Source organism: Pseudomonas sp. GW821-FHT09C08 (assembly GCF_059418125.1).
Genome location: NZ_JBWKPG010000002.1, coordinates 16,627 through 28,964 on the forward strand (window position 1 = coordinate 16,627; position 12,338 = coordinate 28,964).

Annotated in this window: 10 protein-coding genes; 6 read left to right on the forward strand and 4 right to left on the reverse strand. The window is 58.2% G+C overall.

What is annotated here, in order from left to right; translation table 11 throughout:
• Positions 1–33: 33 nt before the first annotated feature.
• The 4 genes from AC07OJ_RS06710 to yaaA all read right to left on the reverse strand — a co-directional run bounded on the left by AC07OJ_RS06710 (position 34) and on the right by yaaA (position 5,822).
• A complete protein-coding gene (locus AC07OJ_RS06710; RefSeq protein ID WP_065907047.1) occupies positions 34–1,200 on the reverse strand; it encodes an alginate biosynthesis protein Alg44 in 1,167 nt (388 codons plus the stop codon).
• Between the two features lie 38 nt (positions 1,201–1,238).
• Positions 1,239–2,720: a mannuronan synthase gene (gene alg8 / locus AC07OJ_RS06715; protein WP_162946061.1), complete on the reverse strand. Its 1,482-nt coding sequence runs from the start codon at positions 2,718–2,720 to the stop codon at positions 1,239–1,241.
• A 105-nt stretch (positions 2,721–2,825) separates the two neighbouring features.
• Positions 2,826–4,142, reverse strand: a complete 1,317-nt coding sequence (locus AC07OJ_RS06720) for a nucleotide sugar dehydrogenase (RefSeq protein WP_065907093.1) — start codon at positions 4,140–4,142, stop codon at positions 2,826–2,828.
• Positions 4,143–5,042: 900 nt separating this feature from the next.
• Complete coding sequence (gene yaaA / locus AC07OJ_RS06725) at positions 5,043–5,822, reverse strand: peroxide stress protein YaaA (RefSeq protein ID WP_495094276.1); 780 nt, start codon at positions 5,820–5,822, stop codon at positions 5,043–5,045.
• A 152-nt stretch (positions 5,823–5,974) separates the two neighbouring features.
• Here yaaA and AC07OJ_RS06730 point away from each other — a divergent pair, with 152 nt between their 5' ends.
• From AC07OJ_RS06730 to AC07OJ_RS06755, 6 genes are all read left to right on the forward strand, one after another.
• Complete coding sequence (locus AC07OJ_RS06730) at positions 5,975–7,099, forward strand: polysaccharide deacetylase family protein (protein WP_065907040.1); 1,125 nt, start codon at positions 5,975–5,977, stop codon at positions 7,097–7,099.
• Between the two features lie 348 nt (positions 7,100–7,447).
• The gene (locus AC07OJ_RS06735; RefSeq protein ID WP_017135209.1) at positions 7,448–8,842 is read left to right on the forward strand and encodes a PhoH family protein; all 1,395 of its coding nucleotides are present in this window, start codon (positions 7,448–7,450) and stop codon (positions 8,840–8,842) included.
• 165 nt (positions 8,843–9,007) lie between these two features.
• Entirely contained in the window at positions 9,008–9,481 is a 474-nt protein-coding gene (gene moaC / locus AC07OJ_RS06740) for a cyclic pyranopterin monophosphate synthase MoaC (RefSeq protein WP_065907039.1), read from the forward strand.
• Positions 9,478–9,720, forward strand: a complete 243-nt coding sequence (gene moaD / locus AC07OJ_RS06745; RefSeq protein WP_495094277.1) for a molybdopterin converting factor subunit 1 — start codon at positions 9,478–9,480, stop codon at positions 9,718–9,720. Before moaC ends, moaD begins: the two co-directional genes overlap by 4 nt.
• 2 nt (positions 9,721–9,722) lie before the next feature.
• A complete protein-coding gene (moaE, locus tag AC07OJ_RS06750) occupies positions 9,723–10,175 on the forward strand; it encodes a molybdopterin synthase catalytic subunit MoaE (RefSeq protein ID WP_065907035.1) in 453 nt (150 codons plus the stop codon).
• 194 nt (positions 10,176–10,369) lie between these two features.
• Positions 10,370–12,319: a hypothetical protein gene (locus tag AC07OJ_RS06755; RefSeq protein WP_495094278.1), complete on the forward strand. Its 1,950-nt coding sequence runs from the start codon at positions 10,370–10,372 to the stop codon at positions 12,317–12,319.
• Positions 12,320–12,338: the final 19 nt, after the last annotated feature.

A 12,338-nucleotide genomic window follows, 5' to 3' on the forward strand; every position in this document is an offset into this window, starting at 1 on the left:
TTTTGAGAGAGTCATCACAGGCATGTCCTCTGCTTACAGACCGTTGGCCATGGCTTTGTCGATCAGCCAGTTCAGCGATGGGCCACGGTCGCTGGTCACTTCCACCGGGCGACCGGCGTAGGTGCTGTCCAGCGGCGCATCAGGCTTGATCTGCACGCGGATGTCGGAAGACAGGTCGGCGCTGTTCAGGCTGGTGCTGCTGACGATGGTGCCGGTGCGGACCTGTTCTTCGTCGGCGACCTGGAAGCTCACTGGGGTGCCGGGGCGCACGTCGGCGAACTGGCGATAGGTGAAGCGCGCTTCGACATTGGCCAGGCTGCCGCGTGGTACCAGTTGGAAGATCACGTCGCCTTTGCTGGCGTACTGACCGTCGGCGACCAGTTGCTGCGCCACTACGCAGTCGCATGGGGAGGTCAGGGTGCCGGTCATTTGCTTGCCGAACAGCTCTTCGACTTTGGCCGGTTGCAGCTGGTCTTCGTCCAGGTGGCCCTTGAGCACGTCGAGCATGCTGGTGCTGAAGGTCGCCAGTGGCGCGCCTTTGGCAGCGACCGCATCACCCTTGAGCAGGCTTTGCACGGTGCCGTCGCGCGGCATGGTCACGTTCATGCCCGGTACGCTGACGATGCCCGCCTGGGCGTGGCTGACGAAGTACATGCCGTACACCGATTTGAAGACAAAACCGAACGCGGCGAGGCCGACCAGGAAGATCGCCAGGCTGAAGGTCACGGCACGCAGGCGGCCGAAGGCGCTCATGTTGCTGCCGCCGTCCTTGACCTTGCGCGCCTTGGTGAAGTTGTCGCGCTGCAGGGTTGCCAGCACGTCGCCCATGGTCACGATGTCACCGGACAAGTGCGAGGTGATCAAGTGGCGCAGGGTCGAGATGTCCTGAGCGTCGAGGTTCTGGAACTGGCAACCGGTGCGACCCGTCTGGCGGTCGTAGGAGCGAATTTGCAGTTCCACGTCCATGGCCAGGCCAAGGTTATCGATGACGAACTGCAGGCGGCCCTTGTGCACTTCACCCACGGTCAGCGGCTGGGTGGCGGTGAACGCCAGGCCGCCGGCGGAAAGGTCGATCACCCGTGCTTCGGTCTGGGTGCGGTCGGTGTTGAAGAAGCGCAGCTTGGCCGGGATTTTGACCCGGGCATGTTGGCGCTGGGCTTCGGACTCGTGGACAACGTTGGCGTTTACTTGGCTGTTCATGACGGTGTAATTCCTTGGTTAATTCAGGCTTGGCAGGGTCAGACCATCATCAGCAACACGGCGACGAAAATGCTGCCGGCGGAGAAGGTCATGGTCCGAGACGACCAGGTGTTGAACCAACGTTGAAAGCTGGCCAAATCGCGGGTCAGTTTGGTGTCCTGGCGGGTCCAGGACTGTTGATCAAGGCGGAAGAACACGTAGATCTTCACCAGCGCGCCCATGATCTGGTTGTAATAGAGAATCACGGGGTAGGCCGGGCCGATCTTGTGGCCGGAGCACGACAGCAGCAGGGTCAGGATCAGGCGGGTGATGCCGATCCACAGCAGGTAGGCGAGGATGAACGCGCCGCCGTACTTGAAGGTGGCGATGATTGCCACGGTCAGGCCGAGCAGGGAGGTCCACATCGACACGCGCTGGTCGAACAACACGATGCTGGTGAACAGGCCCAGCCGGCGTACACCCAGGCCCAGGGCACGGGAGTTCTGGCGCAGGTTGTTGCCGTACCAGCGGAACATCAGCTTGCGGCTGGCCTTGATAAAACTCTTTTCCGGCGGGTGTTCCACGGTGTTGATCGCGGCATCCGGCACGTAGAAGGTGTCGTAGCCAAGGCGCATCAGGCTGAACCAGCTGGACTTGTCATCGCCGGTCAGGAACTTGAAGCGGCCCAGGCGCCAGTGTTGCAGCGAGTCGCTTTCCACGTCGGCGATAAAGCCCGGGTCGGTGACCACGCTGGCACGGAACACCGACATGCGCCCGGTCATGGTCAGCACGCGCTTGGACAGGGCCATCGAGCACATGTTGATGTGGCGCTGGGCGAAGCGCAGCTTGTGCCACTCGCTCATGATGTAGCCGCCGCGTACTTCGCAGAACTCGTTGGTGGTCAGCCCGCCGACATTGCCGAACAGCTGGAACCACGGGACGGTCTTGCGGACCACGCCTTCGGCCAGCACGGTGTCGCCATCGATCACGGCGACCACGGCGCGATCATCCGGCAGGTGGCGGGAGATGGCGCGAAAACCGAAGGCCAGGCCGTCACGCTTGCCGGTACCGGCGATGCGCACGAAGTCGAGCTTCACGTGGTCTGGCGGGTTCATGCGTTCCCACAGGCTCTTGACCAGCAGCTCATCGGACATTTCCACCAGCGAGCAGACCACGGTGGTCGGGAAGCCACATTCGATGGCCTCGCGAATCACCGAGCTGTAGACCTGCGCGGTGGTCAGCGCATCGATCCGGAAGCTGGTGACCATCAGGAACACATGGGACGGGTCGGCGGCCTTGCCCAACTTGCGCACTTTGCGGCGCAGGTGCGGGTAGACCACGTACAAAAACAGCATGCCGCGAAAGAAATGCGTAGCACCCATCGAGTAGCGCCAGATACCGACGGCGCCAATCAGGAAAATAAAATTCTTCGACTCGGAGTCGAACGTACTCGCCGGCAAAAGCAGGGCGAGTCCCATCAGCAGGCTCAGAAAGAACAGCCAGCCGGCGGATTGGAGCAGTACGTGTTTTAACTTGGACATAAGCGTCATCCGAAGGTGGTGAAAGCGGCTGGTTGCAAGCCGCAAGCTGCAAGGGCGGTGCTTTTACTTGCAGCTTGCGGCTCGCAACTAGCCGCTGCTCTTCCGTTACCAGCAAATGCCTTCGGTGCGGCCGCTGACGCTGGTGGCTGCGGACATGAAGCCCACCAGGTCGACTACTTGCTTGCCGTGCGGGGCGTTATGCGCCAGGGCACGGAACTTCTCATCGCGGTTGCCCAGGATGATCACGTCGGAGTTGTTGATCACGTCGTCGAAGTCCGAGTTGAGCAGGGACGACACGTGCGGGATCTTGCCTTCGATGTAGTCTTTGTTCGCGCCGTGGACACGGGCGTACTCGACGTTGCTGTCGTAGATGCTCAGGTCGAAGCCTTTGCCGATCAGCATCTCGGCCAGCTCGACCAGCGGACTTTCGCGCAGGTCATCGGTGCCGGCCTTGAAGCTCAGGCCCAGCAGCGCGACTTTGCGTTTGTCGTGGCCGGCGACGATGTCGAAGGCGTTCTGCACCTGGGACTCGTTGCTGCGCATCAGCGAGTTGAGCAGCGGTGCTTCCACGTCCAGGGAACCTGCGCGGTAGGTCAGGGCACGCACGTCCTTGGGCAGGCACGAGCCGCCGAACGCGAAGCCTGGGCGCATGTAGTACTGGGACAGGTTGAGGGTCTTGTCCTGGCAGACCACTTCCATCACTTCGCGACCGTCGACGCCGACCGCCTTGGCGATGTTGCCGATCTCGTTGGCGAAGGTGACCTTGGTGGCGTGCCATACGTTGCAGGTGTACTTGATCATCTCGGCAACGGCGATGTCCTTGCGGATGATCGGGGCGTCGAGTTCTTCGTACAGCGACTGCAGGACATCGCCGGAGGCTTTGTCGAACTCACCGATAACGGTCATCGGCGGCAGGTCGTAGTCGGCGATGGCGGTGGATTCACGCAGGAATTCCGGGTTGACCGCGACGCCGAAGTCGACGCCGGCTTTCTTGCCGGAGCAGTCTTCGAGGATCGGGATCACCACATTGGCGACAGTGCCTGGCAACACGGTGCTGCGCACTACGATGGTGTGGCGGGTGGTCTTGTCACGCAGGACAAAACCGATCTCGCGGCATACCGATTCGATGTAGTTGAGTTCCAGGTCGCCGTTCTTCTTGCTCGGCGTGCCGACACAAATCATCGACAGGTCGGTATCGCGGATGGCTTCGGCGAAGTTGGTCGTGCCACGCAGTCGACCGTTTGCGATGCCTTGGCTCAACAGTTCGCCCAGACCCGGCTCAACGATGGGCGATTTGCCTGCGTTGATCAGGTCGATCTTTTCCTTGGAGATGTCTACGCCGACCACTTCGTGGCCACGTGCAGACAGGCAACCGGCACAGACTGCGCCAACGTAACCTAGACCAAATATGCTGATGCGCATCGCATTTACCTCTTTGTCATTGAAGACGGTGTTAATCATGCCAATAGATGGCCGGAGTTCATGTTTGCAAACGTCACTGTTCACACGGAAGTTGGGCGAATAGACGCCGACTTACCGCGTACAGGCAGGTTAAATAGTGAGTGACTAACTATTGCACTCAAGGTGTGCGCAACTTGGCCTTGTTATTGGGGCTTGCCCTAAAATGCAGCCAGGCTTCCGGGTGGAAGGGCCTGACGCCGGCGCCGTAGAGCCTTGATAGAGGCAGTTAGCCCTTTAATATCAATGGCTTGAGCGTTGGCACCGACACATTTGGGTAAGCGCTGCCTTGGCCTATAGGGGTTAGCAATTCATCCTTATCGCTGCCCTCAACTCATATCAGTTGATGATGTGACCCGTGAGTCAAAGTTGATGGGGCAACTTTGCTACTTCCGTGGATCGTTATGTAAGTCATCTCTTACAGAAACAGAGAATTTCGTTACCGGTGGTATGAGCGGCGCTTTAAGGTGAAGTTCCGGGCCGCTCATCCTGTTTCCCGAAATTTCTTGAAATATTAGAAAAGATGGCACTGGTAGTACAGTGATAGCACTTGCTATTTGGGCCAGTAGTTGTAGGGAGTTGGCGCGCAGAGATAGTTTTGTGCCACCACGGTTTGAAAAAAGTGGTGCCACTACGAAAAAAAATTGGAAATGTCGAGTGAAAGAATTGTTAGAGATGCGTCAAGATATTTTTTGACGCCAAAATAATGACTATTTGCGCACTGGAATGCGCACAAAAAATGTGGGAGCGGGCTTGCTCGCGAAAGCGGTCTGTCAGGCAAAGATATGCTGACTGATAGGTCGTTTCGCGAGCAAGCCCGCTCCCACCTTTGATCTTTAGCGTCAGTGAGGGCGGAGCTGGGCCTTATTCCGGTGCGTGATCGCGCAAAAACACCAGGTTATCCGGCTTGGACTGCTCTGCATTGAAGCGATAACCCTGCACGTCGAATTGCTTGAGCTTGGCCGGGTCGTTGATGCGCTCCTCGATGACGAAGCGGCTCATCATGCCCCGGGCCTTCTTGGCGTAGAAGCTGATGATCTTGTACTGGCCGTTCTTCAGGTCCTTGAACTCGGTATTGATGATGCGCGCGTTCAGGGCCGTGCGCTTGACCGCCGAGAAGTACTCATTGGAGGCCAGGTTGAGCAGCACGTCGTCACCTTGTTCGGCCAGGGCCTCGTTGAGCCATTCGCTGATGCGGGTGCCCCAGAAGGCATACAGGTCCTTGCCACGGGCGTTGGCCAGTTTGGTGCCCATCTCCAGGCGGTACGGCATCATCAGGTCCAGCGGGCGCAGCAGGCCGTAGAGGCCCGAGAGCATGCGCAGGTGGTCCTGGGCGTAGGAGAAATCGGCATCGCTGAAGGTCTCGGCGTTCAGGCCGGTGTAGACATCGCCCTTGAACGCCAGCAGCGCCTGCTTGGCATTGTCCGGCGTGAAAGCGGGAGTCCAACTGCCAAAACGCGCGGCGTTGAGGCCGCCGATCTTGTCGGATACGTGCATCAACTCGCTGATTTGCGCCGGGCTCAGGCCGCGCAATTGCTCGATCAACTCCTGGGAGTGGTCAAGGTATTGCGGCTGGGTGAAGCGCGGGTTTACCGGCTTTGACTCGAAATCGAGGGTTTTGGCGGGGGAAATCACCATCAGCATGAAGTTGGCTCCTGTAATCGTGGAGGGGATTCTAGGGGCTGGGGCGTTTTGACTCCACCTATCAAGGCAATAGACACCAAAACTGCGGGAGCCAGCGTGGGATGGGGTGTATCGGCTATAGTGGCCGACGACTCTGGAGAGGGAGACCCTAGGTGCGAATCGCGCTTTTATTATCAGCTTGCCTGCTCTGCCTGACCGCCCAGGCGGCGCCGGTGGATGTCGCCAGCCTGGACCGTGGCACCTGGCCCGAAAAGCTCGGCAGCCCGGCGCTGTTCGACGTGGCCTCGCGCGCGGAAATCCTGATGTTCGCCCACAGCCTGCTCGCCAGCGAGAATCAGGATGAAGCCGCGCTCAAGCAACGCCTGGGCTTGAAGATCATCAACATGGCGTCCATCGACGACTTGCGTCGCCAGCTCTGGCAGCGCCTGCTGGAGAACTACACGTTCGCCCAGCAAAGCTGCGAGGAAGATGCTTCGTTCTGCTACCTGGTGGAAAACATGGATGACCTGCGCGAGCAGGCCGGCAAGTTCGAGGTCAGCGAAAACTCCTTCTATATAGGCTGGGCCGGCCCCAGCCACGCGTTCCACGAACGTTACCTGGACGAGCTGCTGCGCAAGGCCGCGCTGTTTCCGCAGATCAGCAGCGAAATCGCGCGCTTTGGCGATCACGAGCGCAATGGAGACGAGTTCAATGACCGGCTGTTCCTGCTGACCTTCGATGGCGGCCCGGCACCGGTGAGCGGCAATACCGACTGGCTCACCGATTACCTGCGCAAGCAGAAGATGAACGCGACCTTCTTCGTCCTCGGCAGCAGCCTGCAGACGCGCGTCGAGCGCAGCTCGGTGGCCGATGTGCAGGCGCTGTACCAGGGCCAGTGCGTCGGCACCCAGGGCTGGCAGTATCGCTCCCATAGCCATTGGGTCGACTGGCAGGGCTCCATTACCCGCAGTGCCTCGCTCGCGCAGAACCTGATGCCGGAAAACTACCTGCCGCTGTTTCGGCCGCCCTACGGTCAGCGTCGCGCGGACAGCCAGGGGTTCTTCCAGGCCCAGGGCCTGCAAGTGGCGTTGTGGGATATCGATTCCCAGGACGAACCGGGCAAGCTCAAGGCCGATGAGTCGGCGCAACGGGTGCTGACGTTGATGTTGCTGTGGCGCAAAGGGGTGATTGTGTTTCACGACACCCAGGATAAGGCGCGGGTGGCGTTGCCGATATTATTGCAGGCGACGGGGCAAAGCGGATTGGGTTGGCAGGACTGCCGGGAGGCGTTTCGCTGAAAAGACCGAAGTGCCCGGCCCTGTTGGGGATGCGGCATTTTCGGGGTGATTTCGTGCGACATTTCGATGCAGGCGGACTTCCGACTTTAACGGGGTCCATGGCACTCGGCTAGTGCTATTCGTCATCCTGAAAAATAAACTTCAAAAATGCGTCAAAGTGCTTTTTCCTGTCATGGGTTTTGCGGTATTACGAAGTCAGATCGCCGAAACCTGCAACACAGGTGGCGTCTTCCAAGACTCCTCATGTGGGCACTGCACTTGACGTCACTCAGGTGCAGTCGGTGGTCGAATCGAGGCGCAGCACTGTTGCGGTATTGCGTCGACTGGCTCCCACAAAGGTGACCGAGTATGGATGATCATGGACGTAACCCTTCTTCCGACCAGCCAATCCTTTATGTGCTTGATACCAACGTACTGATCCACGATCCGAACGCACTGCTTAACTTCGAAGAACACCACGTCGCCATCCCGATGATCGTGCTTGAGGAGCTCGACAAACTCAAAAGCGGGCACCACAGCGTGGCTGCCGAATGCCGCCAGGCCATCCGCCTGATCGACAAGACCCTGGGCGAAGCGTCACCTGACGACGTTGAAGTCGGTGTGCCGATCCAGCGCGGCAAAAGCGGGCCCAAGGGCTTGCTGTCGATTCTGATGAGCAAGCGCAGCGAGCCCAACAGCCTGCTGCCGGAAAATCTGAACGACAACAAAATCATCAACCAATTGATCGACCTGCACGCACGCGACAAGGACCTGCGCCTGGTGCTGGTGACCAAAGACATCAATATGCGCCTCAAGGCACGAGCGTGTGGGATCGCTGCCGAGGACTACAGCACCGACCAACTGGTCGACGACGTGTCGATGCTCTCCCGTGGGTATCACACTGTGACGGGTTCCTTCTGGGACCTGGTCAGCAAAGTTGAAACCCGTCAGGACCATGGCCGCACCTGGCACCAGGTACAGTTGATCGACAACCTGCCGGCCGTGCACATCAACGAGTTCATCATCGACGAACAGGGCTTCGTGGGCTGGATCAAAGAAATCCAGGTCGACAAGCTGCTGATCCTCGACCTGCATCAGGAACCCCTGTTGCACCAGGAAGCCTGGGGCCTGAAACCGCGTGATATCTACCAGAGCCTGGCGCTGTATGCGCTGCTCGACCCGGACATCCACCTGGTCAACCTGACCGGCGCCGCGGGTTCGGGGAAAACCATCCTCGCCCTGGCTGCCGCCATCGAGCAGACCATGGTGACCAAGCGCTATCGCCGCATCATCGCCACCCGCAGCGTGCAGGGCCTGGACCAGGAAATCGGTTTCCTGCCCGGCACCGAGGCGGAAAAAATGGAGCCGTGGCTGGGGGCGATCACCGACAACCTCGAAGCCTTGCACATGGATGACGAAAACACCCATGGCAGCGTCGACTACATCCTCAGCAAAGTGCCGTTGCAGTTCAAATCCCTCAACTACATCCGAGGTCGCAGCTTCCAGCAAAGCCTGATTTTGATCGATGAATGCCAGAACCTCACCCCGCACCAGATGAAAACCATCATCACCCGTGCCGGCGCCGGTTCCAAAGTGGTGTGCCTGGGCAACCTGGCACAGATCGACACCCCTTACCTGTCCGCGACCAGCTCCGGGCTGACTTACCTGACGGAACGCTTCAAGGACTTCCCGAACGGCGTGCACATCGCCCTGCAGGGTGTCCCACGTTCGATTCTGGCCGAATACGCCGAATCCCACCTGTAACCACGGTCAATGTGGGAGCTGGCTTGCCTGCGATAGCATCACCTCGGTGTAACTGACATACCGAGGTGCCTGCATCGCGGGCAAGCCCGACTCCCACAAAAGCCAGCTCCCACCTTTTGATCTGCGTTGGGTTTACAATCGACGCTCCTGATCAGGAGTACCGCTGTGCTGACTCATCTCGATTCCCAAGGTCGCGCCCATATGGTCGACGTCACCGACAAAGCCGTGACGTTCCGTGAGGCGGTGGCTGAAGCGCGGGTGCGCATGCTGCCCGAGACCCTGAAAATGATTGTCGACGGCGCCCATCCCAAGGGCGACGTGTTTGCCGTGGCCCGCATCGCCGGGATCCAGGCGGCGAAAAAAACCAGTGACCTGATCCCCCTGTGCCACCCGCTGATGCTCACCGGCGTCAAGGTCGAGCTCAGCGCCGAGGGCGTGGACGTGGTGCATATCCTCGCGCGCTGCAAACTCTCCGGCCAGACCGGCGTGGAGATGGAAGCCCTCACCGCCGCCAGCGTCGCGGCACTGACGATCTACGACATGTGCAAGGCGGTGGACCGCGGCATGACCATCGAAAGCATCCGCCTGCTGGAAAAGCTCGGCGGTAAAAGCGGGCATTTCAAGGCGGACCAGGCATGAGCATCAACGTACTGTTTTTTGCGCGCTACAGCGAAGTGATCGGTTTGGACTCCCTGGAGATGGAAGGCGATTTTGCCACCGTCGAGGCTGTGCGCCAGGCATTGGCGGGCGATCCCGAATTCGCGGTGTTGAACGAAACCAGCCTGATGTGCGCGCGCAACCAGGAACTGTGCACCCTCGACGAGTCGTTGCAGGCCGGCGACGAAGTGGCGTTCTTCCCGCCCGTGACCGGAGGCTGAGCATGGCCATTCGTGTGCAGGCCCAGCCCTTTGACCCCGGCGCCGAAGTCAACGCCATGCACGCCGCCAATGTCGGCGTCGGCGCAGTGGTGAGCTTTGTCGGCTATGTGCGCGATTTCAACGATGGCCTCGATGTGGCGGGGATGTTCCTCGAGCACTATCCCGGCATGACCGAAAAAGCCCTGGCCAAGATCGCCGTCGAGGCTGAGCAGCGCTGGCCGCTGCTCAAGCTGGAAGTGCTGCACCGCATCGGCGCCCTGGAGCCTGGCGAGCCCATCGTGTTCGTCGCGGCTGCCAGTGCCCATCGCCAGGCGGCGTTTGATGCCTGTGCGTTTGTGATGGACTACCTCAAGACCCGCGCACCGTTCTGGAAGAAGGAAAATACCAGCGAAGGGCCGCGGTGGGTGGAAGGGCGGGACAGTGATCATAAGGCGGCGAATCGCTGGAAGGTGTAAGTGCATGAGTGCACTTTACTGAATTTAAAACCCTGAGGTTATTTCGTTTTGATTGGGGCAACTGTCAACTTTGACAGTTGTTACCCTTCTCTATTGCGTTCCTAATGCGTGTAAGGCACAGGCCAACAACCCATCGTTGGAATGCACCTGTGGCTTCTCTAGTTGATTAATTTCAATCTCCGCAGGAGAGCATTATGGCCCGGAAGACTGGCAGTTGCCGACTCGCGCTTTTTAAAGTCGCACTTCCCAACGGCGCGTCAACAACCGACGCGTTATATGCCAATGGCCGCCATCAATGCGAGGTTCTTATTCAGGTGGTCAAGGAAGTGGTGACGGCGACGGGTGAGTGGGAGCGTACAGCCCTGACCGACGAAGAGTTCGCCAGTATCACGCTGTGCGCCTATTCAACACAGACTGACCAACTGCTGCCGAAAGATTGGCATTGTGACCAACAAAAGAATATATACAGCGCAGGACTCTATCAACCAGAGGGAGAGCCTCAAGCGTCATTCAGTTATCTTGATCCTCAGGTGGACACTATCGTTCGCTACTTGCGCGTAGAAGAGGGGGGCGCGCAGGAAACCGTAGCGTTCATGGCCGTTATAGACCTGGAGGGAGCGACTTATACAACCGCCTTGGTGAGTGGTCAATCAAGTGATGGGGCGACGGTCACCGTCAAACCAGTGGCTTCTTATGGCCTGCCTATCGATAGTCTTGTGGCTCATGTTGATACGAAGGCTTATGAATACGGATTGACGATGTTGGCTGTTTATTATTGGGTGCTGCCGACAGGCCTGGGGATTGTTGAAAACAAGGGGATTGATGGGCCGGTTGCCTTGCCCAATGAGGGTGATAATTTTCAAACTCTCGAAGTCCGTAACTACGGGGCCGGGTCTCTAAGCGTCAAGATAGGTGTTGTGGTTAACAAAGATTTGCCCGAGGCGTTATTGCGCATGGATGATGTTCATAAAAACCTTCCAATATCGTTCCCCAATCCATTTGTGAAATTTCATGAGCGACCTACGGTCATGCGCGCGGTGAGGCTTATCTCCACGGTCTTTCCAGAGTCAAGACTGGGTAATGGTTTATGGCGGTTGATCGATAACTTTGGCCGCGAGCATACTTATTTTTTAAGTCTGGCAAGTAATGGCGATATCAAGCTCGAGACGAGAGGCGCAGTGGAGTCCGAGTTGCGGGTTACTGAATTTTTTGTAACGCTGCCTGGCGGTGGGCAGTCGACCAACGCCCTTTACGCCAATGGTCATCACCAATGCCAAGTCAATATTGAAGTCACCCTTGAACAAAGACTCCCTGGTGGCCGCTGGGAGCGAGTGCCATTGACTGCTGGTCAGCGAAACAGCATTACCTTGGCTGAATTTTCCGCCGATCCCCACCAGGGACTTCCCGAGGGGTGGGGGTGTGATCAGGAAAAAAACAAATATAACCTGGGGCTCTGGAAGCCTGGCTCCACAGAGGATCTCCCAGAGGCGAGTGCAGCGGCCAGCCAGCAAGATGTTGTGGCGCGTTTTTTACGTGTGGCACCCGAGCATATTCAAACGCAGCGCTTTATGGCGAGCATTACCATCAATGGCAAAACAATCACGACCAATTCAGCGGATGTTGCCGGTTCTGCTGTGTCCTGGGTGATTGTTTCACCTGTTCGCCCCTATCTATTGGGGGTTGATGAGCTGACACCGTATGTGGATGAAACCGCGTATCAGGGCAGTAACCCTACCGTTCTTGTCTCTGTTTATTATTGGACGCCTCCTGCCGGTCTTTCATTTTTTGATAATTTGGGCGTGAGTCATCCAGTGCCTGTGAGTCATGAGGGATACGCCTTCACTACAGCAGTATTTTCTCGTGAGTTCGGTCCGGCAAAAGTGGGAGTGGTGGTAGGGCGAGATGGCATGGGCCAGTCTATTTATATGAATAATGTTCAGCGCAATGTATACCCTGACAAAAATCCGCGGATCGAATTTAATAAGCGCGAGACTATTATGCGGGCGATTCGGTTTACAGGTCCCATTCCGGGAGACGCACCGTCGGTGTTTAATGATTGGACAGTGAGGGATAATTACGGCTGTGAGCATCGTTATCGATTGGGTTATAAGGCCTCCGGGGGCGCATTGACGTTGTCAGGATGAAACGCACGGGTCGCAGAGT